17 protein-coding genes are annotated in these 23,828 nt (G+C 63.9%); 7 read left to right on the plus strand and 10 right to left on the minus strand.

The window, feature by feature from the left end:
• Positions 1–204: 204 nt before the first annotated feature.
• Together cobT and cobS are read right to left on the minus strand one after the other, a co-directional pair.
• Positions 205–2,082, minus strand: coding sequence for a cobaltochelatase subunit CobT (gene cobT / locus VWY34_RS09125; RefSeq protein ID WP_416545366.1), 1,878 nt, complete (start codon positions 2,080–2,082; stop codon positions 205–207).
• Between the two features lie 192 nt (positions 2,083–2,274).
• A complete protein-coding gene (gene cobS / locus VWY34_RS09130) occupies positions 2,275–3,261 on the minus strand; it encodes a cobaltochelatase subunit CobS (protein ID WP_416536769.1) in 987 nt (328 codons plus the stop codon).
• A 429-nt stretch (positions 3,262–3,690) separates the two neighbouring features.
• On the opposite strand from cobS, the gene VWY34_RS09135 reads away from it, so the two are divergent.
• Positions 3,691–5,784 carry a DEAD/DEAH box helicase gene (locus VWY34_RS09135; protein WP_416540430.1) on the plus strand — a complete coding sequence of 698 codons (2,094 nt, stop codon included), beginning with the start codon at positions 3,691–3,693 and terminating at the stop codon, positions 5,782–5,784.
• Positions 5,785–6,008: 224 nt separating this feature from the next.
• Here VWY34_RS09135 and VWY34_RS09140 read toward each other — a convergent pair whose 3' ends face one another.
• Complete coding sequence (locus VWY34_RS09140; RefSeq protein WP_340545061.1) at positions 6,009–6,632, minus strand: DnaJ domain-containing protein; 624 nt, start codon at positions 6,630–6,632, stop codon at positions 6,009–6,011.
• A gap of 118 nt (positions 6,633–6,750) precedes the next feature.
• On the opposite strand from VWY34_RS09140, the gene VWY34_RS09145 reads away from it, so the two are divergent.
• The gene (locus tag VWY34_RS09145) at positions 6,751–7,005 is read left to right on the plus strand and encodes a BolA family protein (RefSeq protein ID WP_340545062.1); all 255 of its coding nucleotides are present in this window, start codon (positions 6,751–6,753) and stop codon (positions 7,003–7,005) included.
• A 74-nt stretch (positions 7,006–7,079) separates the two neighbouring features.
• Here the strand turns inward: VWY34_RS09145 and VWY34_RS09150 are convergent, their stop codons facing one another.
• Both VWY34_RS09150 and gatB read right to left on the minus strand, forming a co-directional pair.
• On the minus strand, positions 7,080–7,751 hold the full coding sequence (locus VWY34_RS09150) for a DUF4177 domain-containing protein (protein ID WP_416548986.1): 672 nt from the start codon (positions 7,749–7,751) through the stop codon (positions 7,080–7,082).
• Positions 7,752–7,983: 232 nt separating this feature from the next.
• On the minus strand, positions 7,984–9,495 hold the full coding sequence (gene gatB / locus VWY34_RS09155) for an Asp-tRNA(Asn)/Glu-tRNA(Gln) amidotransferase subunit GatB (RefSeq protein ID WP_416540427.1): 1,512 nt from the start codon (positions 9,493–9,495) through the stop codon (positions 7,984–7,986).
• Positions 9,496–9,782: 287 nt separating this feature from the next.
• Between gatB and VWY34_RS09160 the strand changes: the two genes are divergently transcribed.
• Positions 9,783–12,176, plus strand: coding sequence for a Tex family protein (locus tag VWY34_RS09160; protein WP_416545370.1), 2,394 nt, complete (start codon positions 9,783–9,785; stop codon positions 12,174–12,176).
• 19 nt (positions 12,177–12,195) lie between these two features.
• On the opposite strand, the gene VWY34_RS09165 is transcribed toward VWY34_RS09160, so the two are convergent.
• The 3 genes from VWY34_RS09165 to pepN all read right to left on the minus strand — a co-directional run bounded on the left by VWY34_RS09165 (position 12,196) and on the right by pepN (position 16,842).
• Positions 12,196–13,530: a hypothetical protein gene (locus tag VWY34_RS09165; RefSeq protein ID WP_416545433.1), complete on the minus strand. Its 1,335-nt coding sequence runs from the start codon at positions 13,528–13,530 to the stop codon at positions 12,196–12,198.
• A gap of 177 nt (positions 13,531–13,707) precedes the next feature.
• Positions 13,708–14,172: a hypothetical protein gene (locus VWY34_RS09170; protein WP_416545372.1), complete on the minus strand. Its 465-nt coding sequence runs from the start codon at positions 14,170–14,172 to the stop codon at positions 13,708–13,710.
• A 105-nt stretch (positions 14,173–14,277) separates the two neighbouring features.
• Positions 14,278–16,842, minus strand: coding sequence for an aminopeptidase N (gene pepN / locus VWY34_RS09175; protein WP_416545374.1), 2,565 nt, complete (start codon positions 16,840–16,842; stop codon positions 14,278–14,280).
• A gap of 121 nt (positions 16,843–16,963) precedes the next feature.
• Between pepN and VWY34_RS09180 the strand changes: the two genes are divergently transcribed.
• The 4 genes from VWY34_RS09180 to VWY34_RS09195 all read left to right on the plus strand — a co-directional run bounded on the left by VWY34_RS09180 (position 16,964) and on the right by VWY34_RS09195 (position 21,007).
• Complete coding sequence (locus tag VWY34_RS09180; RefSeq protein ID WP_340545069.1) at positions 16,964–17,164, plus strand: hypothetical protein; 201 nt, start codon at positions 16,964–16,966, stop codon at positions 17,162–17,164.
• A 236-nt stretch (positions 17,165–17,400) separates the two neighbouring features.
• A complete protein-coding gene (locus VWY34_RS09185) occupies positions 17,401–19,533 on the plus strand; it encodes a malate synthase G (protein ID WP_416545376.1) in 2,133 nt (710 codons plus the stop codon).
• A 65-nt stretch (positions 19,534–19,598) separates the two neighbouring features.
• Positions 19,599–20,024, plus strand: a complete 426-nt coding sequence (locus tag VWY34_RS09190) for a GlcG/HbpS family heme-binding protein (RefSeq protein WP_340545071.1) — start codon at positions 19,599–19,601, stop codon at positions 20,022–20,024.
• A 203-nt stretch (positions 20,025–20,227) separates the two neighbouring features.
• Entirely contained in the window at positions 20,228–21,007 is a 780-nt protein-coding gene (locus tag VWY34_RS09195) for a gamma-glutamyl-gamma-aminobutyrate hydrolase family protein (protein ID WP_340545072.1), read from the plus strand.
• Positions 21,008–21,094: 87 nt separating this feature from the next.
• Here VWY34_RS09195 and VWY34_RS09200 read toward each other — a convergent pair whose 3' ends face one another.
• Together VWY34_RS09200 and VWY34_RS09205 are read right to left on the minus strand one after the other, a co-directional pair.
• Positions 21,095–23,335 (minus strand): molybdopterin cofactor-binding domain-containing protein, encoded by a 2,241-nt coding sequence (locus VWY34_RS09200; RefSeq protein ID WP_416545378.1) that lies wholly within the window; start codon positions 23,333–23,335, stop codon positions 21,095–21,097.
• Positions 23,336–23,338: 3 nt separating this feature from the next.
• A complete protein-coding gene (locus tag VWY34_RS09205) occupies positions 23,339–23,803 on the minus strand; it encodes a (2Fe-2S)-binding protein (RefSeq protein ID WP_416536778.1) in 465 nt (154 codons plus the stop codon).
• Between the last annotated feature and the right edge of the window lie 25 nt (positions 23,804–23,828).

Below are 23,828 nucleotides of genomic sequence, written 5' to 3' on the forward strand. Positions count from 1 at the left end.
GACGGTTGGTCAGGGCGCAGCGGCCGGCCCTTCTGGGCGGGTGTTGCGCGACGTCGGCAGGAACAAGGAAATGGCGCGGCGGTCATGGCGCGCTCTGTCGCGAACACTTGTTCCAAATCCGGCGACGTCCCGCAACCCCTGTAACACAAAGCCCCGCACCGAAGCGGCGCGGGGCTTTGATTCAGAGCGGCGTGGCTGGCGTGCTCAGCTCGCGCGTTTGATGCCCATCACCCGGGCGCGGGCGCGCGGGTCACTGTCAAAGAGAGCGGCCAGCTGCTCGGTCATGGCGCCTGCCAGCTGTTCAACATCGGTGATGGTCACGGCGCGATCGTAATAGCGGGTGACGTCATGGCCGATGCCGATGGCCAGCAGTTCGACCTGTTTGCGCCGCTCCACCATCGCGATCACATCACGCAGGTGTTTTTCCAGATAGTTGGCCGGGTTCACCGACAGGGTGCTGTCATCCACCGGCGCGCCATCGGAGATCACCATCAGGATCTTGCGGGCTTCCTGACGGGCGACCATGCGGCGGTGCGCCCATTCCAGCGCCTCGCCGTCGATATTCTCCTTCAGGAGGCCCTCTTTCATCATCAGGCCAAGATTGTCGCGGGTCCGGCGCATCGGCGCATCGGCGGCTTTGTAGATGATGTGGCGCAGGTCGTTCAGACGGCCGGGGAGTTGCGGGCGACCGTCATTGAGCCAGGCCTCACGCGCGAGCCCGCCTTTCCACGCGCGGGTGGTAAAGCCGAGGATTTCGACCTTCACGTTGCAGCGCTCCAGAGTGCGGGCCAGAACGTCGGCGCAGATCGCGGCGATGGAGATTGGCCGACCGCGCATGGAACCGGAGTTGTCCAAGAGGAGCGTCACCACGGTGTCGCGGAATTCGGTGTCTTTCTCCCGTTTGAACGACAGCGGCGTGGTGGGGTTTGCCACCACGCGGGCCAGACGGCCGGCGTCCAGAATGCCCTCTTCGAGGTCGAACTCCCACGAGCGGTTCTGCTGCGCCTGAAGGCGGCGCTGCAATTTGTTGGCAAGCCGCGAGACGGCCCCTTTCAGCGGTTCCAGCTGCTGGTCCAGATAGGCGCGCAGCCGTTCCAGCTCCGCCGGTTCGGCGAGATCCTCGGCGGCGATTTCCTCGTCATGGGCATCATCGAAGACCTTATAGTCGGGATCAGCCTCCGACACGGCGGGCGGCGGTGGCGGGTCCAGCGGAGCCTCGCCATCGGGCATTTCGGTATCTTCAGCCAGCTCTTCATCGGCCATCTCGTCCATCGAGACCTGCGCCTGGCTTTCGTCCTGCTGCTGCTCCTGGGCCTGTTCGGGGTTGGCGTCGGCCTCTTCCTCTTCGGAGTCGTCCTGACCGCTGCTGTCGGGGTCCTGCTGCTCCTCGGCGTCGTCTTCGGCGTCGCTGTCCTGTTCGTCGTCAAGCTGATCCGGGTCGTCGCCCAGCTGGTCGCCATAGCCCAGATCGGTGATCACCTGCCGCGCGAATTTGGCGAATGCGGCCTGATCCTCGATGGTGTCACCGAGATTGGCCAGTGTGTCGCCGGCCTGCTGCTCAATGAAACCGCGCCACAGTTCCATGACGTTGGCGGCGGCCTCGGGCATCGGGCGGCCGGTCGCCAGATGGCGGATCAGATAGCCGGCGGATACCGCCAGCGGCGCCTCGGTTGCGGATTTGATCTGGTCGTAACCCTTGCGCAGGGCTTCGTTCTGGATCTTCACGTCGATATTGGAGGCGGTGCCGGGCATGTGCCGCGCGCCCATCGCCTCGCAGCGGGCGGATTCCAGCGCCTCGTAGAGATCAAGCGCCATGTCGCCGGGCGGGGCATAGCGGGCATGGGTGGCGGGGTCGTGGAATTTGTGGCGCAACGCCAGCGCATCGGCGGTGCCACGGGCCAGCAGCACCTCTTCGCGGGTCATCCGTCGGGAGACCTGAGGCAGCCGCATATTGTCGCCGGACAGACCGGCAGGGTCGACCGAGTAGGAGACGTTCAGCTCGGAATCATTGGCCATGACCTTGGTGGCTTCGGCCAGCGCCTTCTTGAACGGATCGGCGGGGTTGTCGTTGGGCTTGTTCATGGTCGCACCTAGTCCCTTGTGAGCATCCCCCCTCGTGTCGGAAAAGTCCAGTGGCACTGCTGCGGATAGGGCAGCGCCGGTCCCGGCGGGGTGAGAGGCGAAGCGCCCGCCCGTTTTGCCGGAGGCAAACCTTCGGTCTGGCGGGGGCAGTTCGGGCGCTGCCCGGCCTTGCGGCCGGGCGGCACATTGCTGTTAGCCCAGCGAAACGCTCGCGGCGCTTTCCGGCAGCTCTTCGTCAAAGCAGCGCTGGTAGAACTCGGCGACGGTCTGGCGCTCCAGCTCGTCACATTTGTTCAGGAACGACAGGCGGAAGGCATAGCCCACATCGCGGAAAATCTCGGCGTTCTGCGCCCAGTTGATCACCGTCCGCGGCGACATCACGGTGGAGAGATCGCCGTTCATGAAGGCGGTGCGGGTGAGATCGGCGACGGTGACCATCTGGCTGATGGTCTTGCGGCCCTTCTCGGTGTTGTAATGCGGCGCCTTGGACAGGACGATGGCGCTTTCGGCGTCGTGGCTGAGGTAGTTCAGCGTGGCCACCAGCGACCAGCGGTCCATCTGGGCCTGGTTGATCTGCTGGGTGCCGTGATAGAGGCCAGTGGTATCGCCCAGACCAACGGTGTTGGCGGTGGCAAACAGGCGGAAGAACGGGTTCGGGGTGATGATCTCGTTCTGATCGAGGAGCGTCAGCTTGCCGTCATGCTCCAGAACGCGCTGGATCACGAACATCACGTCCGCGCGGCCCGCGTCATATTCGTCGAACACGATGGCAACCGGGTTGCGCAGCGCCCAGGGCAGGATGCCTTCGTGGAATTCAGTGACCTGCTTGCCGTCGCGCAGCTTGATCGCGTCCTTGCCAATGAGGTCGATCCGGGAGATGTGGCTGTCGAGGTTCACCCGGACGGAGGGCCAGTTCAGGCGCGCGGCGACCTGTTCGATATGGGTCGATTTACCGGTGCCGTGGTAGCCCTGGATCATCACGCGGCGATTGTGGCTGAAGCCTGCCAGAATGGCCAACGTGGTCTCGGGATCGAATTTATAGGTCGGATCCAGAGCCGGAACCCGGTCGGAGCCGTCGGCGAAGCCCTTGACGGTCATATCCGTATCAATTCCGAACACATCGCGCACCGAAAGGGTCTCGGTGGGTTTCGCGTTCATATCCAGCATACCGTCGGTCATCACAATCGATCCTTATCCTCATCCGCGCAGCGTCCGTCGGCTGGCGGCAATCCGGTGGATTGGTGCCTGATCTTGTCTGCAATCGCAAGGGGCCAAGGCCGGGTTTGACCAGCTGTCGTGACGTTTGGTCTCAATCTGGCACTAAGGCCGCGCCTGGCCGGGCCAGTTGCGCGCGTGTCGGGCGGGGGCATTCCGGCCCGCGCCCCTGTGTTCTGCCGGTGGCAGGGTGTGGCGGCAAACGCATAGCGGGGTTGCGTCTGCTGGTGGCTTCTGGTGCCGGATGAGCCAAATGAACCCTGTACAAAAGAGGGCAAAGCCGATATCAGCGCGCACTTGGATGATGCCATCCGCGTTCCTGCGCAGTCGGGGACATTCCCGATATTCGGCGTGCCCTTTGGCGGCGCGCCCCGCAGCAAGCGAAATGAAATCTTGAAAACAGCACTCGAACAAGCGCTTCAGGCGCGCGGCTACGAGCATTTGACACCCGTTCAACAGGCCGTCACCGCGCCCGAGCTGGATCAGTCCGACCTTCTGGTGTCGGCGCAGACCGGTTCCGGCAAAACCGTAGGCTTCGGCCTGGCGATGGCCCCTACATTGCTGGGTGAGGCCGAGAAACTGGACCGGGCCGAGCTGCCGCTGGCGCTGGTCATCGCGCCGACGCGCGAACTGGCGTTGCAGGTGAAACGCGAACTGGGCTGGCTCTATGCCGAGGCCGGTGCGCAGGTCGTCTCCACCGTGGGCGGTATGGACATGCGCGACGAACGCCGCGCGCTGGAGCGTGGTGCCCATATCGTCGTGGCCACCCCCGGCCGTCTGCGCGATCACATCATGCGCGGCTCGATCAACCTGTCGCAGGTACGCGCCGTGGTGCTGGACGAAGCAGACGAGATGCTGGATCTGGGCTTCCGCGAGGATCTGGAGTTCATTCTGGGCGAATCCCCGGAAGACCGCCGCACCCTGATGTTCTCGGCAACTGTGCCGACTGGTATCGCGCGTCTGGCGGAGACCTATCTCAAGGATCACCAGCGGATCAAAACCGTGGCTGAAGCCTCGCAGCACGCGGATATCGAATACCAGATGCTGGCTGTGGCGCAGCGCGACGTCGAAAACGCCGTTATCAACGTGCTGCGCTTCCACGAGTCGCCCAATGCGATCGTGTTCTGCAACACCCGTGCGGTGGTGAACCGGATGACCACGCGGCTGAGCAATCGCGGATTTTCCGTGGTTGCCCTGTCGGGCGAGCTGTCCCAGGCGGAGCGGAGCAACGCGTTGCAATCCCTGCGCGACGGGCGGGCGCGGGTTTGCGTGGCCACCGATGTGGCGGCGCGCGGGATCGACCTGCCGAAGCTGGATCTGGTGATTCATGCGGATCTGCCGTCTAGCCACGAAACCCTGTTGCACCGCTCGGGCCGTACCGGCCGTGCCGGGCGCCAGGGTGTGTCCGCGCTGATCGTGCCCCCAAAGGCCAAGGGCAAGGCCCTGCGCCTGCTGCGTGCCGCCAAGATCACCGCAGAAACCAGCCCGGCCCCCAGTGCCGATGATGTGCGCGCCCGCGACTTTGAACGTCTCTTGGGTGACAAGGCCTGGAGCGAGCCGGTCAGCGAAAATGAGACCGCCCCGGTGGCGGAACTGGTCGAGCGTTTCTCTCCCGAGCAGCTGGCCGCCGCCTATCTGCGCCTGTTCCACGACCGCCACAGCGCGCCGGAAGAGCTGAGCGATCCGCAGATGGACAAGCGCGAGCGGGAAGAGCGGGCGCCCTTTGGCCCCTCCGTCTGGTTTGCGGTCAGTGGTGGTCGCAAGGCCGGTGCCGAGCCGCGCCGCCTGCTGCCGATGCTGTGCAATGCCGGCAATCTGACCAAAGACGACATCGGCGCGATCCGCATTCAGTTCGACCAGAGCTATGTCGAGGTGCGCGAAAGCAGTGCCGATGCGTTCTGGGGTGCGGTCAAACATGGTGAGCTGGAAGAGGGCGCCACGGTAACGCGTCTGGACAAGGCGCCAGATCTGCCGAAATCGCCGCGCCCGCAGAACCGGGACCGCGATGGTTTCCGCGATGACAAACGTGGCCCCCGTGGCCAGGATCGTGGTGAGCGCAAGCCCTACGGCGACAAACCCAGCTATGACAAGCCGCGCGGTGACAAACCCCGGGGCGACAAGCCTGCCTATGGTGACAAACCGGCCTACGGTGACAAGCCACGGAGCAGCAAGCCCTATGGCGACAAACCCCGTGGCGACAAGCCCAGCTATGGCGACAAGCCGCGCTTTGACAAACCAAAGCGCACGGGCGAAGGCGGCAAGGCCACGGTGACTGCGCGCGGCCCGTCGGATCGTGCCGCCAGCCCCTCAAAACCCGCCAAACCGGCGGTTCCGGGCAAGCCCAAGGGCGATTGGTCCAATCCGGGGAAATCGGGCCGCAAGGGCGCACCGCCACCAAAGGGCAAGCCGACCAGCAAGAAGAACAAGGCCCGGGCAGCAGTTGCCAAAACCGGCGGAGCGGCGCGGCCGCAGCGCAAGGGCAGCTAACATCCGAGCCTGTCAGCAAGACAGAAAGCCACGGCACCGATCTGCCGTGGCTTTTTCATTTAGGGACAAATCTCTGCCCCGCGACGATCCGTAGTTGTCCCGTGGCGGGCGTCTGAACGCTGCAAGCTTCTGGCGTTGCAAAGCCCAGAGGTTGCACAAAGAAAAAGCGCCGCTTGCGCGACGCTCTGGTTTTCTGTCTGGCTGGTTCGGGGCGCAACTACCGCTTATTTGAAGCTGCGGCTGTCCTTGATCTGGTCCCAGGCCCAGACCACCTCTTGCAGCTGTTCTTCCTGGCTGCGGTCGCCACCGTTCATGTCGGGGTGCAGCACCTTGATCAGCTTCTTATAGGCTTTGCGGATGTCTGCCTTGCTCCAGTCGTCCTTGGCCTCAAGCACTTCCAGCGCGCGGCGTTCGGTCGGGGGCAGGCGGCGCCCGGCCTGGGCTGAGCGCCCCGGATTCCGGGTGGCGTTCTGGCCCAGCACCTGATGCGGGTCCTCGATGCCCAGCCGCGCCCAGGCGCGCGCCTCGGGGTCACCCATCGGTTTGGTCTGACGTTCCCAGACCTTGTCCTTGGATTGCTGGGCGTTCAATTCGGCCTCGGTGGTGCCTTCAAAGAAGTTCCACTTGGTATTGTATTCGCGCACGTGCTCCTGGCAGAACCAGTAGTAATCATCCAGCACATCCGGTGCCTTGGGCGCGCGGAATTTGCCGGGTTCATCGCAGCCATCCTTGTCGCAGATGCGCTGCGAGGTCTCGGACGCGCCGGTGGCGGCCCGCCGGCCGCGGGGGTTCTTTTTCTTCGCTGACCGGATGGACATATCGAAACCAAAGGGATCTGACTTGGTCATGGGGCGCACCTTCTAGACGCAACTGTTCGACTCGGAGGCAGCAGTTTAGTCTAAGGGGCGGCAGATTGAAGGGGGCTGGGAAAATTAATACGGGGATTTTTATGCAGGACACGCCAGAATGAGCATCCGTGAAGAGATCGAGACGCGTCTGCGCGACGCATTTGCACCACGCGCATTGCGGGTTGAGGATGAGAGCGACCAGCACGTCGGCCACGCCGGTCACGACGGGCGTGGCGAAAGCCATTTCAACGTATATATCCGGGCCGATGGCTTTGCCGAGATGTCCCGCGTGGCGCAGCATCGCGCCGTGCATAAGGCGCTGGGCGATATCGTGCCGCGCATCCACGCGCTGGCGCTGGATATCGGAGTCTAGCGGCGGAAGTCAGGCAAAGCCCCGCCGATGTGCCACAATGGCAACGCTGGCGGGGAATTGCATCCGGGGGCTGGTCAGCTGTTTGCCGGATCCTCGGAGGATTTTTCCGATCTGGTCAGTTTTGGTTCTACTTTTGGCGCGGGTTTGGCGGCGCCATCTTTCGGGGTGGCGGCAAGGCTGGCGCGGGCTTTCAGGGCGGCGGTCAGGCCGGACACCGGGCTCAGCTCCTCGACGCCGTCATCGGCGACCATAGAGCGGGCGCCCCGGCCCGGAACGGCAATGGCGCCTGCCGGGGCCTCTGGGTCGCCGGCGATGGCGATGGGTGGCGCGACAGCGCTGGTGGTGGCCGGGCCAAGCGTCGGGACTGCTGGTGTCTCCTCCGCGGGGGTCGCTGTGGCAGCTGCCGCTGTGCTGTGATCCGCCGCTTGGGCGGGGGGCTGCGCTGCGAGCTGCGCGGTGATCTGGGCGGCCAGCTGAGCCACGGCCTGAGCCTGCAACTGCTCGGCGGCGGCTGGCAGCGCACGGCGGAAGATCAGCACGTTGCGCCAGTTCGTCGTCGAGCCGGTCAGCCCGCTGCGCTCTTCGGATGGCAGCAGCTCCGCGCGCTGATATTCCCAGCCCTCTGCCGCCATGTCGTTCAGCAGGATATCAATGGAATTGGCAAAGCGGGCTTCGGCGGTTTTGACGCCCTTGGCCTTGGTGCCCTTGGCGGGGGCGGGGACAACTTTGTATTCAAAAGCTTGCATAAACGTCTCCTGTGTCGGCGGCAGGTTTAGCGCAAGCGTGCGGGGGGTCAAGCGTCCGCGTTCCCCATGGGCGGGGACCTGTCGGGCGGCAGTATACCCCAATTGCCGCTGCGGCTTCCAGATCATCGCGTTCGGGTTGGGGGGTGGCAGCGCCTTTCACACGACAAAGGGCGCCACCGGGGCGCCCTTGCGTGGTTCTTATCTGAGGGGCGTTGCGTGCCCGGTGGCCGGATCAGCCGCCCAACTTCTGCGCCACCAGCTTGTTCACGGCGGCCGGATTCGCCTTTCCGCCGGTGGCCTTCATCACCTGGCCGACAAACCAGCCTGCCAGTTTCGGGTTCACCTTGGCCTTCTCCACCTGCGCGGGGTTGGCGGCGATGATCTCGTCCAGCGCGGCTTCGATGGCGCCGGTATCTGTCACCTGCTTCATGCCGCGCTCTTCGACGATCTGAGCGGGGTCGCCGCCTTCGGTATAGACGATCTCAAAGAGGTCCTTGGCGATCTTGCCGGAGATCGCGTCGGAGGCGATCAGGTCGATGATGCCGCCCAGCTGGGCAGGTGAGACCGGGGAGTCGGTAATCGTGTGGTCTTCTTTCTTCAGGCGGCCGAACAGCTCGTTGATGACCCAGTTTGCAGCCAGCTTGCCGCTGCGGCCCTTGGCGGTTTCCTCGAAGAAGGCCGCCGATTCCACATCCGCGGTCAGTACCGAGGCGTCATAGTCGCTGAGGCCGAAGTCTTTGATGAACCGCGCCTTTTTCTCGTCCGGCAGTTCCGGCAGGTTTGCCTTGATCTCATCCACCCAGGCCTGTTCGATTTCCAGCGGCAAGAGGTCGGGGTCGGGGAAATAGCGGTAGTCATGCGCCTCTTCCTTGGAGCGCATGGAGCGGGTTTCGCCCTTGTCCGGATCGTACAGGCGGGTTTCCTGCATGATCTCGCCACCTGCCTCGATGATGGCGATCTGGCGACGGGCTTCGACCTCGATCGCCTGCTGGATGAAGCGCATCGAGTTCATGTTCTTGATTTCGCAGCGGGTGCCGAGGTGGGAGAAGTCCTGGGTTTCCTGATATTTCTCGTACTGGCCCGGCAGGCAGACGGAGACGTTGACGTCGGCGCGCAGGTTGCCGTTCTGCATATTGCCGTCGCAGGTGCCGAGATACTGCATGATCTGGCGCAGCTTGGCGATATAGGCGGCGGCTTCTTCCGGGCCGCGAATGTCGGGGCGCGAGACAATCTCCATCAGGCAGACGCCGGTCCGGTTCAGGTCGACAAAGGACATGTTGGGATCCATGTCGTGGATCGACTTGCCCGCGTCCTGCTCCATGTGGATCCGCTCCACACGCACGTTGCGCGCGGTGCCGTCGCCCAGTTCCACCAGCACTTCGCCTTCGCCCACGATCGGGTGGTAAAGCTGGGAAATCTGGTAGCCCTGCGGCAGGTCGGGGTAGAAGTAGTTCTTGCGGTCAAAAGCCGACCACAGGTTGATATCGGCCTTCAGGCCCAGACCGGTGCGCACCGCCTGTTCAATGCAGTATTCGTTGATCACGGGCAGCATGCCGGGCATCGCCGCGTCCACAAAGGCCACGTTGGAGTTCGGCTCGGCGCCGAATTTGGTGGAGGCGCCGGAGAACAGCTTTGCATTGGAGCTGACCTGAGCATGCACCTCCATACCGATGACCAGTTCCCAGTCATGCTTGGCGCCCGCGATCACCTTGGGCTTGGGGAGTTCATATGTCAGGTCGAGCATGGTTTTCCGCCGTATCCGAATGTCCGATGTTGGCAAGCGTTCTAGGCCCCCGCGCGGGCAGGGGCAAGGGGGCATTGAGGGGCAGAAGGGTACATTGATTTGCCCTTTTGCATGGGCCGCAGGTCCGGGCAGCGCCCGTCCCGCGCCCATGGGCGGGCGCTTCACGCCCACCCTCGGGACGGACTCTGCCCTCCGCAATGGTTCGCTCGGGGCTGATTCAGCCTCTTGGCGAGACGTTCCGGCAGGGCTAGTACTGGCAGCCCGAGCAGAATTTTCAGGAGGCCGCCTTGGACACATCCGCCCGCATCAGCCAGACCATTGCTACGGAAATCGGCGCCGCCGCCAAACAGGTGAGTGCCGCCGTTGCGCTGCTGGATGAAGGCGCCACAGTGCCCTTTGTCGCGCGCTACCGGAAGGAGGCCACGGGCGGGCTGGATGACACCCAGCTGCGCACGCTGGCGGAGCGGCTGGACTATCTGCGCGAGCTGGAAAAGCGTCGCGCCGCCATCCTTGACTCGATCAAGGGGCAGGACAAGCTGACCGACGATCTGGCCGCCTCGATTGCCAAGGCGGAGACCAAGGCGCAGCTGGAGGATATCTATCTGCCCTACAAGCCGAAGCGGCGCACCAAGGCGATGATCGCCAAGGAGAACGGGCTGGAGCCGCTGGCGGATACCATTCTGGCCGACCGCAGCACCGACCCGGAGGCGCTGGCCGAAGGCTATGTTACCGAGGCGGTCGTGACGGTGAAGGACGCGCTGAACGGCGCGCGGGATATCCTGACCGAACGGCTGACGGAGAATGCAACCCTCTTGGGCCGACTGCGGGAGTTCCTGCAGAAGGAGGCGGTGCTGTCTGCCAAGGTGGTCGAGGGCAAGGAGCAGGAGGGCGCCAAGTTCTCTGATTACTTCCAGCATTCCGAGCGCTGGGCGGATGTGCCCTCGCACCGGGCGCTGGCGATGCTGCGCGGCTCCAACGAGGGCGTGCTGACGCTGGACGTCGGGCCGGAGCCGGAGGAAGGCGTGGCGCGCGCCGAGGCGATGGTAGCGGCGGTGCTGGGCGCGGGCGGCAACGGGCCGGGAGATGTCTGGCTGCGCAAGGTCGCGGGCTGGTGCTGGCGGGTGAAGCTGTCGCTCTCGATGATGCTGGAGCTGATGGGCGATCTGCGCGGCCGGGCGCAAGAAGATGCGATTCAGGTTTTTGCCCGCAATCTGAAGGATCTGTTGTTTGCCGCGCCAGCCGGTGCGCGGCCGACTCTCGGGCTGGATCCGGGCATTCGCACCGGCGTCAAGGCGGCGGTGGTTGACGCAACCGGAAAACTGGTGGCCACCGAGACCCTGTATCCGTTCCAGCCGAAGAACGATCTGCGCGGGGCGCAGGTGTCGATTGTGAGACTGATTGCCGAACATGGCGTTGAGCTGATCGCCATTGGTAACGGGACCGCCAGCCGCGAGACCGAGCGGATGGTGGCGGAGGTGCTGCAACACCTGCCGGCCAAGGTGAAGGCGCCGACCAAGGTGGTGGTGTCCGAGGCCGGCGCCTCGGTCTATTCCGCATCTGAGCTGGCGGCGCGGGAGTTCCCGGATCTGGATGTCTCCTTGCGCGGTGCGGTCTCGATTGCCCGCCGCCTCCAGGATCCGCTGGCGGAACTGGTGAAGATCGAACCGAAGAGCATCGGCGTTGGCCAGTACCAACATGATGTGGACCAGCACAAACTGTCGAAATCGCTGGAAGCGGTGATTGAGGATGTGGTGAACGCCGTGGGGGTAGACCTCAACATGGCGTCGGCGCCGCTGCTGAGCCATGTCTCGGGGCTTGGCCCCGGCCTGGCGGAGGCGATTGTGGCGCACCGCGACATGAACGGCGCATTCAGCTCGCGCAAGCAGCTGCTGAAGGTGGCGCGCCTCGGCCCCAAGGCGTTTGAGCAATGCGCGGGATTCCTGCGGATCCGCGATGGCAAGGAGCCGCTGGATGCGTCCTCAGTTCACCCCGAAAGCTATGATGTGGCGCGCAAGATCGTGGCGGCCTGCGGCCGTGATATCCGCCAGATCATGGGCGATGGTGCGGCGCTTAAATCCTTGCGGGCAGAGGATTTTGTGGGCGGCGACGTGGGCCTGCCGACGGTTCAGGATATCTTTGCGGAACTGGAGAAACCGGGCCGCGACCCGCGCCCGTCTTTTGTGACGGCGTCCTTTAAGGATGGGGTGGAGACGATCACCGACCTGAAACCCGGCATGGTGCTGGAGGGCACGGTCACCAATGTCGCGGGTTTTGGGGCATTCGTGGACATTGGGGTGCATCAGGATGGGCTGGTGCACGTGAGCCAGCTGGCCGACCGCTTCGTGAAAGACCCGCATGAGGTGGTGAAGACAGGACAGGTGGTCAAGGTCACTGTCACCGAGGTGGATGTGCCGCGCAAGCGCATCGCCCTCACCATGAAGAAGGACGGCGGTGCCTCAGCCAGAGAGGAGCGCAATGCTCGCGGCCCGGCCAAGGGCGCAGCTCCGCAGCGTGGTGGCAAGCCCGGTGGGCATTCGGGCGGCGGCAAGCGCCAGACGTCCGCTGGCCCAAAGGGTGGTCAGGGCAGGGGGCAGGGTTCAGGTCAAGGCTCTGGGCAAAGCTCTGGCCAAACCACGGGCGCGCTGGGTGCGGCCCTGTTGGATGCGTTCAAGAAAACCTGAGCGATGCTGCGCGGCCCGCCTAATCAGGCGAGACGCGCAGCCCTTTGGCGGAAAACTCCACCCGCTGGCCGGCCTCGATTTCGCTGCGAAACAGGCCGGCGATGAAGCGCAGCGCGTCCCGGCGGCCATGGTCGGCAAACCGGCGCGGTGAGGCGATGCGCAGGTTGTTGTCGAACCGCTGCGCGGCGTGGGCCCAGATCAGCGGATGAATTTCGCGCAGGTGGTCGCGGATCAGCCAATCCGCCGCCCCGGCGATCTCGGCGCGCTGCCCGGTGGTGGTCGTTGCGGTCTCTTCGACATAACGCAGCGCCACCGCGCAGTAAGAGGCCAGCAGGTTGATCATTTCCTGATCCGGTCGGCGTGAGACTATATCGCGCAAGCCATCCATGAAGAAGTCGATGTCGACGCGGGCGCAGGCTTCCGGGTCCAAGGCGATGGCGTCGAAATAGACCCAGGCGTAGCCGCCGTCGCCCCAGATCTCTTGTGTACGGGCGGCAGTGCGGCGCGCTTCGAGGTCGAGGGCATCGTAGCTGCCGAACCAGCGCGGCAGCATATGGGTGCCGAGACTGCGCATGTGGCGGTGATTGTCGGGGTCCAGGTCGATGAGTGCGGCGAAATCATCCGCCACCTGCGTCGCGCTGGCGGATCGTTGCCCGGCGAGCAGCGCGGTTTTCGCTGCGGCAATAAACGGGCTGTCGAGGGCAATACCATCCAGCGGATGCAGCAAGGCGGCTGCCCTGTCGAAATGGGCGGCGCAACGCTGGCCATTGGCCACGGTGATTGACAGGACATCGGAATAGCCGCGCCAGATCCAGGCCACATCAATATGGGCGAGGGCCACCAGAGTGCGCAGATAAGGATCGTCGCGGTGTTCCACGCACATCGTCTCCAGCCCCATGACGCCTTCGATCATCTTGCGCCGGTCTCCGGCGTGGCCAAGGCTGAGCGCATGTTCGACGGCATTGACCACATCGCTGCGCGCGCCATGGGCAAGAAGCTCGGCAACGGGCAGGCCATGCGGCGTATTCTGGCGGGCCTTGTCGGCTTTTGCGATCTCTGCGGAGAGGTCGGTCCAGCGGTCCTGACGGGCCAGAAACTGTCCCTTGTCCTGAAGCGTTGCGCAGTCGCTTTCGCCCTGATCCGGCTCGCAGACCGGCACGATGAGCTGCTGCGGCGGGTGATCCGGGCGGTCTGCGGCGCGGCGGGGGGCGGTTGCCTGATCCTGCCTGCTGCGGGCGGCAGCGCAGGGGTGCGCCGCTGTGTTTTGCGTGAGGGTCGCCCGGCCTTCACCGGGTAGCAGAGTTGAAAATACCTGTCTGATAAGGTCGCGCGCTGGGGTGTTTTTGTTGAGCATATCCATGTCCGCGTGCTGGCAGCTGAAATCACTGCAATCAGACTGGCCGTTCTTTGGGGCGCAATCATGGCGGGCGCGCGCCATTGCGATGGACGATTGGGATATTCCAGTGGCAGGTTAACGCGGGTTAAGATTTGCCTGCGTGGCGGCGGGGAGTCGTTTTGGGGAGGTCCGCGCTCAATAGATGCGGAAGTGATGCCGCCTGACGGGCAGGCCTGCTGCGGTGAGGGCCTGTTCAAGGATCTGATGCGGTGGCAGGCAATCGGGGGGAATGCGCAACCGCTTGCCCGCCTCCGTATGAATGGTGGCGCGGTGAGAAAAGTCCCAGCGCCGGTCGAGCGTCACATGGCTTATCCGATTGATCGGCAGGTCTACGGCGCCGGAGGCATTGCGCCAGCAGAGCCGTGTTGCATTCAGCTTCAGACTGGCAGTCGGGTTGCGCCAGAGTTCCCAGAGGCCGGGCAGCATTGGCAGGATCAGCAGCAGCGAGATCCAGAGCGCGACGGACAGCGCCGCAATCCCGGCCCCCCACAGGCCGAGGGCGAGCAGCAGGCGTGGCGAGCGGGCGGCCCGGCTGTAGCGATAGGCGGGAATGACTGCCCGGCGGCTCGTCGGCGGATCTGTCATCGGAGCATCAGCCATGAGGCGGGGCCTCGATGACAGATGGTTCGCGCCGAGGCGCGGAGGAGCGGCGGCGGATTGCGAACGGGCCATGATATGGCCCGCTCTTCTGCGCGGCCTGTCGCATCACCCCTTCAGGATCCGGCTGACCATTTCATGGGTGTCCCGGCTCAGCCCGTCAGTGGCCAGAATGCGCTCCAGCTCGGCCCGGACCAGCGCCTGACGCGCGCTGTCGTAGCGCGTCCAGGTCTGGAAGGCAGCACACATCCGTGCGGTGGTCTGCGGGTTCAGCGGGTCCAGCGCGATGAGGTTCTGCGCCAGCAGGGAATAGCCTGCACCGCTGTCGTGGTGAAAGCCTGCGTGATGGCCGGCAAGCGCGCCCATGACGGCGCGGAACCGGTTGGGGTTCTTCATGCTGAACAGCGGGTGCTGGGTCAGCTCTGCGGCCGTGCGAGCGGCGGCGTCTGGCGCGGCGCAGGCCACTTGCAGGGCAAACCATTTGTCCATCACCAGACGGTCGTCCTGCCACTGATCAAAGAAGGCCTGGCTCTGGTCCGCGCCTTTCTCCGCCTTCATCAGGCTTGCCAGTGCGGCATATTGCTGGGTCATGTTGTCGGCGGTCTGATACTGGCGCGCAGCCTGATCGCCACCGTCGAGACGGGTCAGCAGCGCCAGAATACGGCCGTTCAGCGCCCGCAGGCCCGCGCCATGGGCGTCGGGCTGATAGGGGCCATCGACAGTGGTGGCGGCATAGAGCCGGGGCAGGCTGGTTTCCAGCTGCTGCGCCAGGGTCTGGGTGAAGGTCTCCGCCGCGTCGTAGATTCTCTGCGGGTCGGGTGTGACCCCACGATCGTGCAGGGTCTGGGCGATTTCCGACTGGCTGGGGGGAGACAGAACCAGCGCGCGGAAGGCGGGGTCCAGCGCATCGTCGCGCACCAGTTTGACCAGCGCATCAAGATAGGCCGTATCGGGGGCGATGCCATCGGTCACCATGGCGACGCGGGTTTCGGTCGCGAGGAGATTGCCGGCCTCCCAGCGGTTGAACGGGTCGGTGTCATGGGCCAGCAGGAAGGCACGCTCTGTGTTGGTGGTCTCGCGCTCCAGGATCACCGGGGCCGAAAACTCCCGCAGGATGGAGGGCACCGGTTTCGAGGCGAGGCCGTCAAAGGTGAAGCTCTGTCTGGCTTCGGTCAGCTCCAGCACTTCGGTGCCGCGCAGGTCGTCGCCGTTGGGGGACAACAGGCCCACCGCGATCGGAATGACCCGCGGCGCCTTGTTCTGCTGGCCGGGTGTCGGCGGCGTTGATTGCTCAAATGTCAGGGTATAGGTGCCGTCGGCGTAATCCTCGGACACTTTTACCCGCGGCGTGCCTGCCTCGCTGTACCACAGCTTGAATTGGGTCAGGTCGCGGCCGGTTGCGTCCTCGAACACCTTTAGCCAATCCTCGATGGTGCAGGCCTGCCCGTCGTGGCGCTCGAAATAGAGCTTCAGCGCCTTGTAGTAGTTTTCATCGCCGACCAGCCGCTTCAGCATGCCGATTACCTCGGCGCCTTTTTCATAGACGGTGGCAGTGTAGAAGTTGTTGATTTCCTGGAACTGTTCCGGGCGCGGCGGATGGGCGAGGGGGCCGCCGTCTTCCGGGAACTGGCGGGCGCGCAGGGCGATGACGTCTTCGATCCGCTTCACCGGCTCCGATCGCATGTCGGCGGTGAACTGGGCGTCGCGATAGACGGTCAGCCCTTCCTTGAGGCAGAGCTGGAACCAGTCGCGGCAGGTGATGCGGTTGCCGGTCCAGTTGTGGAAATACTCATGCGCGATGATCGCCTCGATCCGTTCGAAATTGGCATCCGTAGAGGTTTCGGGTGATGCCAGTACGCAGGAGGAGTTGAAGATATTCAGCCCCTTGTTTTCCATCGCACCCATGTTGAAGTCGTCAACCGCGACGATGTTGAACAGATCGAGGTCATATTCGAGGCCATAGACGTCCTCGTCCCATTTCATCGACTTTTTCAGCGCCTCCATGCCAAAGGCGCATTTGCCCTCATCCCCCGGACGGACCCAGATGTTCAGCTCGACATCCTTGCCGGATTTGGTGGTGAAGCGGTCGGGGTGGTTCACCAGATCGCCGGCCACCAGCGCAAAGAGATAGGCCGGTTTGGGCCAGGGGTCGTGCCATTCGGCCCAACCCTCGCCTGCGCCCACCGGGTTGCCGTTCGACAGCATCACCGCCGCGTCGCCTTCAATCCGCACCGAGAACGTCGACATCACGTCCGGGCGGTCCGGGTAGTAGGTGATCTTGCGGAACCCTTCGGCCTCGCATTGGGTGCAATACATGCCGCTGGACATATAAAGCCCTTCCAGCGCGGTATTGGCGGCGGGGTCGATTTCAACCTCGGCCTCCCAGACGAAGGGAGTATCGGGGGTGGCGCAGGTCAGCCCGCCGTCGATCAGCTCGGGTGTCACCGGCGCGCCGTCGATTTTGGCCGAGATCAGCTTCAGCGCTTCGCCATGCAGGAAGAACCGGGGATCGGCGGCCTCGGCTTTGGGCGAAAACCGGATCTTGCTCAGAACGCGGGTGGCATTCGGCGAGAGTTGAAACGTCAGCTCGACCTTCTCCACCTCAAATCCGAAGGGTTTGTAATCCTTTAGATAAATCGTCTCCGGTGCGGTGGCGGGCGCGGCATCTTTCATGGTTTTTTCCTGTTCCATGGAACCCGGATGGGTCCGTCAGCGTATCTATACCAAGACTATGTACCAGCGGCTGCGGCCCCGCGCCAGCAACCGCGCAAACTTGTAGACAAAGGAGCGGCCCATGTCGGCACCTGACACCAATGTTGAACGCGAAGAGAAACTGCACAAACCGGCCCTGTTGGGCATTCGGGGCGTCGTTGTTGCGGTGCTTTTGATGTTCGCCGTCTTCCTGTTGTGGGTTTTCAACAAAGGTGGCGAGCAGGACGTGGTCGAAGCACCGCAGACCGCCGCCGAAGTGCAGGCGACCATCGCCGGTGACTGACCCTGTATGACAATCTGATATTCCTCCCCGACTTGCCCGGTAGCTCGCTACCGGGCTTTTTCTGTTTGGAGAGTGTCGCTAGTGTGAGAGACGGTCAGCGCTGTCGGGCATCTGTAGAGTTTATTTGAAGCAGTTTCGCATGAATTGGTAAACTAATATTACCGCCAGCGTTGATGATACGGAACTATTGGTGTATCGGGGGCAGTAATACGCCCAGTTAACAGGAGGATGGCCCCATGAGCGGGATGCAGGAACGTCATGATATGCAGGTGGCTGACACGCTGGTGTCCTTCATCGAGGACAAGGCGCTGCCCGGCACCGGTGTCACGACAGATGCCTTCTGGGGTGGACTGGCCGGTCTGGTCAACGGCATGGGTGACGAAAATCGCGCATTGCTGGCCAAACGCGCCGATCTTCAGGGGCAGATTGATGCCTGGCATATCGCGCGCCGGGGCCAGGCCCATGACGCGGCGGCCTATGAGGTGTTTTTGCGCGAGATCGGCTATCTGCTGCCCGAAGGGGATGATTTCGAGATCGAGACGCAGAATGTTGACGACGAAATCGCCAATGTTCCGGGGCCGCAGCTGGTGGTGCCGATCACCAACGCGCGATTTGCCCTGAATGCGGCCAATGCGCGCTGGGGCAGCCTGTATGATGCGCTTTATGGCACCGATGCCATGGGCGACCTGCCTGAGGGCAAAGGCTATGATGCCGGGCGGGGCGCGCGGGTGATCGCATGGGGGCGTGGGTTCCTCGATCAGACCTTCCCGCTTGCTGACGGGTCGTGGTCGGACTGCACTGGCCTGTCGGTTGAGGATGGCGCGCTGGTGCCTGCGCTCAAGGATGGGACGCAGTTTGCAGGCTATGACGGCGCCGCCGCCACGCCGGGCAAGATCCTGCTAAAAAACAACGGGCTGCATGCAGTGATCGTGGTCGATGCCGAGGGCAATATCGGCAAGGGCGATCAGGCTGGGATCAACGATATCATCCTGGAATCCGCGCTGTCGACCATCATGGATTGCGAAGACTCCGTTGCCTGCGTTGACAGTGAGGACAAGGTCACGGCCTATTCCAACTGGCTGGGCCTGATGAAGCGTGACCTTTCCGAGGAGGTGAGCAAGGGCGGGACCACCTTTACCCGCGTGCTGAATGACGATCTGTCCTTCACCGCGCCGGATGGGTCCGATCTGCGGCTGAAGGGGCGCTCGCTGCTGCTGGTGCGCAACGTCGGCCATCTGATGACCAATCCAGCGGTTCTGGACAGCGAAGGCCGTGAGGCGGGCGAAGGCTTCATGGATGCGATGATCACCGTGCTCTGCGCCATGCACGACCTCCAGGCGGAGGGCGGCAATTCGCTGCATGGTTCGGTCTATGTGGTGAAGCCGAAGATGCACGGGCCCGAGGAAGTCGCCTTTACCAACCGGATCTTTGACCATGTCGAAGACGCGCTGGGCCTGCCGCGCCACACGGTCAAGATTGGTATCATGGATGAGGAACGCCGCACCTCGGTGAACCTCAAGGCATGTATCCGCGCGGCCAAGCATCGTGTGGCCTTTATCAACACCGGCTTCCTGGATCGGACCGGCGATGAGATCCACACCTCGATGGAAGCAGGCCCGATGCTACGCAAGGGCGAGATGAAATCGACCCCCTGGATTGCCTCCTACGAGGATCGCAATGTCGATATCGGTCTGGCCTGCGGTCTGAAGGGTCGGGCGCAGATCGGCAAGGGGATGTGGGCGATGCCGGATCGCATGGGCGAGATGCTGCAGGCCAAGATCGGCCACCCGAAATCCGGCGCGACCTGTGCATGGGTGCCGTCGCCGACGGCGGCGACCCTGCACGCCACCCATTACCACCATGTTGATGTCCACGCGGTGCAGGACAGCCTGAAGGCAGCCGGTGCGCGCGGAACCCTTGCGGATCTGCTCACCATTCCGATGATGGATGGTCAGAACCTGTCGGACGCCGATATCGCGCAAGAGATCGAGAACAACGCGCAGGGTATCCTGGGCTATGTGGTGCGCTGGGTTGATCAGGGCGTCGGCTGCTCCAAGGTGCCCGATATCCACGACGTGGGGCTGATGGAAGATCGGGCGACCTGTCGGATTTCCAGCCAGGCGCTGGCCAACTGGCTGCATCATGGCGTGGTGGACGAGGCGCAGGTCATGGCTGCGATGCAGAAAATGGCGGCGGTTGTGGACCAGCAGAATGCGGGTGATCCGAGCTATACGCCGATGGCACCCGGATTTGACGGGGTTGCCTTTCAGGCGGCCTGCGATCTGGTGTTCCGTGGTCGCGTCCAGCCCTCCGGCTATACCGAGCCGGTGCTGCACGCCCGCCGCCTGGAGCTGAAGGCGCAGGGCTGAGAAAAACGACTGGGGTCGGGCGGTCTGCCCGGCCCCTTTTTATGTGCACATCAAGGACAATAGACATGACCCTCACTCTGGATCAGGCCCGCAGCATCATCGAACATACCCGCGCCAAGGGGCGGGAGATGGCGCTGAAACCGCTCTCTGTCGTCGTCTTGGACGCGGGCGGACATGTGCTTGCCTTTGAACGCGAGGACGGCGCCGCGCCCGGCCGCTTTGCCATCGCCCATGGCAAGGCCTATGGCGCGGTGATGCTGGGCATGGCTGGCACTGCGCAGATGGCGCGCGCTGAACAGCAGGCCTATTTCATGGCGGCCGTGAACGGTGTCTACGGCGGGCAGGTCGTACCGGTCCCCGGTGGCGTATTGCTGCGCAGTGATGCAGGTGCGGTGATCGGGGCTGTGGGGGTCACCGGCGATACCTCCGACAATGACGCCGAGGCGGCGATGGCCGGGATCCGCGCCACCGGGCTGACCGGGGAAGCGTGAGCCGAGGCGCCCGCTGACGAGCTGGCAGATGATCGCGATCTGCCGAAAGCTGCGGCGGAGATACAGCTTTTTACGGCAAAGCGGCAGGTTGCGCCCCATAGGGGAATTGCAACCCGCCGCGGCAGGGCTGTAGGATTGCGGTGACCCGGAGATGCTGTCCGAGGATGGACAGAAGGGCCGGCGCCCAAACCGCTGAGGACAGAATGACACGCCCCAAAGTCGGCATTATTGGCAATTCCTATCTCATCAATGATGAATACCCCGCCCATGCCGGGGGGACGATGAACTCCGAGGCGGTGGCCGAGGTTGCAGGCTGTATGCCGCTGCTGATTCCGTCGGATCCCCGGTTTCTGACGGTGGAGGAGCTGCTGGAGAGCTTTGATGGCTTTCTATTGACCGGCGGGCGGCCGAATGTGCACCCGCATGAATACGGTGAGGCCGAGACGGATGCCCATGGCGCCTTTGACCGGGCGCGTGATGCCATCACCCTGCCGCTGGTGCGCGCCTGCGTCGAGCGGGGGCAGCCATTTCTTGGCATCTGTCGTGGCTTTCAGGAGGTGAATGTGGCCATGGGTGGCACGCTTTACCCGGAAATCCGCGATCTGCCGGGACGGATGAACCACCGGATGCCCCCCGACGGGACACTGGAAGAGAAATTCGCCATGCGCCACATCGTTGAGCTGAGTGAAGGCGGCGTTTTCCATCGTCTGTTCGGTGCGGCGGAGGTGATGACCAATTCGCTGCATGGGCAGGGGATCAAGGTGCCGGGCAAGCGGATCGTGATCGACGGAACCGCCCCTGATAGCACGCCCGAGGCGATCTATGTGAAAGACGCTCCCGGTTTTACCCTTGCGGTGCAATGGCATCCAGAGTGGGACGCCGCGAATGACCCGGTGTCGCGGCCTTTGTTCACCGCCTTTGGTGACGCGGTGCGCGCCTGGGCCGAGGGTGCGGGCAGACCAACCCAACGGAAATCGGCCTGAGACACGACATCGGCCTGAGGCATCCGGTCTTTGACTACCCGTAGACACCTCAATCGGCACCGCCTTTAGGGCGGTGCCGTTGGTCTTTCAGACCAGCAGATCAAACTCATGTATCAGCGGCAGCTGACGGACGCGTTTGCCGGTCAGATCGAAGATCGCATTGGCCAGCGCCGGGGCCGCCGGGGGCGTGCCGGGTTCCCCGGCGCCGCCCATGCGGGGCTGGTTTTCCAGCAGCGCGACCTGCACCTCGGGCATCGTGTGTATGCGCAGGGCGTCATAGTCGGGGAAATTCTGCTGCTGGACCGCGCCACCGTCAAAGGTGATCTCGCCAAAGCAGGCCGCAGACAGACCGTAGACCATGCCGCCAAACATCTGCGCGCGAGTGTTCTGCGGGTCGATGACACGGCCCAGATCTGCGGCGATCCAGGCTTTGGTCATGCGAATCTGCCCGTCCTGGTCGGCGACCTCGATGACCTGCGCGACCGGCGTGCCGAAACTATAGGCAAGCGCCACACCCCGGCCGATGCCATCGGCTGTCTTGCCGGTCCAGCCGGACATGTCGCGCACGGTTTCCAGCACCTTGGCAGCAGGCTCCCACTCGGCGCGGGCCAGCTCCAGCCGGAATTCCAGCGGATCGCGCCCGGCGGCATGGGCCATTTCGTCGATGATACAATCGGAGAAGAAGCCGTTGAAGGAGGCCCCCACCGAGCGCCAGAAGCCGACGGGAATCATCGGTTTGGCCAGATAGCCTTCGACGCGGAAATTGGGGATGGCGAGCGGCTGGTTGAAAGCGGTATCCACATGCCCCTTGTCCGGGCCGGACATTGGCAGGCCGAGCATCCGGCCAGCGCCTTCGACGGTGGTCGATTGCGCGGCGATTTTGCCGTGGACCATCACCGCCTTGCCGTCCTTTACCGCGGCGCGGTAGCGGGCGATGGCGCCTGGGCGGTAGAAGTCATGGGTCATGTCTTCCTCGCGGCTCCATGTCAGCTGCACCGGGGTGTCGGGCATCTGCAATGCGATCTGAACGGCGCGGTCGGTATAATCGGTTTCAATCCGCCGCCCAAATCCGCCGCCGAGGTAGGTTGTATTGACCTCAACCGCCTCGGCATCGAGCCCGGCAAGCGCTGCGGCGTTTTTCTGCACCACGGTTGGCCCCTGATTGGGCGCCCAGATTTGCAGCGCATCCCCGGTGTAAAGCGCGGTCGCGTTCATCGGCTCCATCGTGGCATGGGCCAGATAGGGCAGGCGATATTCCGCTTCGATCACGGTTGCCCCGTCCGGCAGCTCGTCCACATCGCCGTCATCGCGCAGGGTCGAGTTGGGGGCAGTGTCAAAACTGCGGGCGATCTCGTCAAAAATCGCGTCGGTTGTCTCGGGGTAGGGGGCTGCCTCCCACGTTACGTCAATGGCATCCACGGCCTGCTGCGCGAGCCAGGTGTTGCTGGCAACCACCGCGACAGCATCGCCAAGATCCAGTACCTTTTCCACACCGGCCATGCCTTCGGCTGCGCTGGCGTCAAAGGCGGTCTTGCCCACGCCGAAATGCGGGCTTTGTTTGATGGCGGCGAATTTCATGCCCGGCAGGCGGACGTCGACGCCGAAATCTGCGGTGCCGGTGGATTTGGCAACCATGTCGATGCGGGGCACATCCTTGCCGATCAGGCGCCAGCTCGACGCCGGGCGCAGATCCGCCTCGACAGGGTCAAGGGCGGCGGCTGCAACGGCAAGGCTGCCATAGGGCAGGCGGGTGCCATCCGGCGCGATGACATGACCATCTTCGGTGGCGAGCTGATCGCGTCCGACTGCCAGCTGCTCCGCAGCGGCCTGTTTCAGGGTCTCGCGGGCGCTGGCGCCCGCATGGCGCATCCGCTCAAAGCCGTCGCGCATGGAAGAGGAGCCGCCGGTGACCTGAAGATCAAGGAACTTGGCCATGTGACCGACGATTTCGCCCAGTGAATGCTGCAGAGGCGAGCTGTCATAGCCCCGTCCGGGCAGCGCCTCTGACATCATGGCGCTGTTGTAATAGGCCTTGGCGGCGGGGCCGTGCAGGACCGTGACCTTGGCCGGATCGACGTCCAGCTCTTCGGCGATCAGACTGGCCCAGGCGGATTTGACGCCCTGTCCCATCTCCGCCCGGGGCGCAATCAGAGTGACGCCGGATTGATCCACAAACACAAAGGGGTTGAGCACCGCGCGACCATCCTTCTGGTCGAGCGGGTTGGGAGCGGGCTGGTGGTACTTATAGGTGCCAAAGGCGACGCCACCTACGATGGCAGCAGAGCCGATGAGAAAGCTGCGGCGGGCGATTCTGCGAATGCTGGCCATGGCTCAGACCTCCTTCATCATTTTGGCGGCGTCATGGATGGCGGCGCGGATTCGGGGGTAGGTGCCACAACGGCAGAGGTTGCCCTGCATCGCCTCGTCGATATCGGCATCCGAGGGGGCGGGGTTTTCCGCCAGCAGGCTCGCGGCCTGCATGATCTGGCCGGACTGGCAGTAGCCACACTGCGCGACCTGATTGGCGACCCAGGCTTTTTGCACGGCGGCCATGGCGTCGGGTGTGCCGATCCCCTCGATGGTGGTGACCTCACCCCAGACATCGGACAGCGCCACTTGGCAGGAGCGCACCGCCTCGCCGTCAATATGCACGGTGCAGGCGCCACAGGCCGCGACGCCACAGCCGAATTTGGTCCCGGTCAGGCCGACTTCATCGCGCAGCACCCAAAGAAGCGGCACGTCGTCAGGCAGGTCAATCTGATGGGATTTCCCGTTTATGCGAAGGCTGGTGGACATTGGGTGTCCTTTCTGTGCTGGCTGC

Source organism: Phaeobacter sp. JH20_02, assembly GCF_048056915.1.
In the GTDB taxonomy this organism is placed as follows: Bacteria; Pseudomonadota; Alphaproteobacteria; order Rhodobacterales; family Rhodobacteraceae; genus Phaeobacter; species Phaeobacter bryozoorum.

Coding starts and splice junctions, on each gene's coding strand:
- VWY34_RS09195 (WP_340545072.1), top strand. CDS start 20,228: ATGACACGCCCCAAAGTCGGCATTATTGGCAATTCCTATCTCATCAAT.
- gatB (WP_416540427.1), bottom strand. CDS start 9,495: ATGCTCGACCTGACATATGAACTCCCCAAGCCCAAGGTGATCGCGGGC.
- VWY34_RS09180 (WP_340545069.1), top strand. CDS start 16,964: ATGTCGGCACCTGACACCAATGTTGAACGCGAAGAGAAACTGCACAAA.
- VWY34_RS09145 (WP_340545062.1), top strand. CDS start 6,751: ATGAGCATCCGTGAAGAGATCGAGACGCGTCTGCGCGACGCATTTGCA.
- cobT (WP_416545366.1), bottom strand. CDS start 2,082: ATGAACAAGCCCAACGACAACCCCGCCGATCCGTTCAAGAAGGCGCTG.
- pepN (WP_416545374.1), bottom strand. CDS start 16,842: ATGAAAGATGCCGCGCCCGCCACCGCACCGGAGACGATTTATCTAAAG.
- VWY34_RS09190 (WP_340545071.1), top strand. CDS start 19,599: ATGACCCTCACTCTGGATCAGGCCCGCAGCATCATCGAACATACCCGC.
- cobS (WP_416536769.1), bottom strand. CDS start 3,261: ATGACCGACGGTATGCTGGATATGAACGCGAAACCCACCGAGACCCTT.
- VWY34_RS09140 (WP_340545061.1), bottom strand. CDS start 6,632: ATGACCAAGTCAGATCCCTTTGGTTTCGATATGTCCATCCGGTCAGCG.
- VWY34_RS09205 (WP_416536778.1), bottom strand. CDS start 23,803: ATGTCCACCAGCCTTCGCATAAACGGGAAATCCCATCAGATTGACCTG.
- VWY34_RS09185 (WP_416545376.1), top strand. CDS start 17,401: ATGAGCGGGATGCAGGAACGTCATGATATGCAGGTGGCTGACACGCTG.
- VWY34_RS09150 (WP_416548986.1), bottom strand. CDS start 7,751: ATGCAAGCTTTTGAATACAAAGTTGTCCCCGCCCCCGCCAAGGGCACC.
- VWY34_RS09170 (WP_416545372.1), bottom strand. CDS start 14,172: ATGGCTGATGCTCCGATGACAGATCCGCCGACGAGCCGCCGGGCAGTC.
- VWY34_RS09165 (WP_416545433.1), bottom strand. CDS start 13,530: ATGCTCAACAAAAACACCCCAGCGCGCGACCTTATCAGACAGGTATTT.
- VWY34_RS09200 (WP_416545378.1), bottom strand. CDS start 23,335: ATGGCCAGCATTCGCAGAATCGCCCGCCGCAGCTTTCTCATCGGCTCT.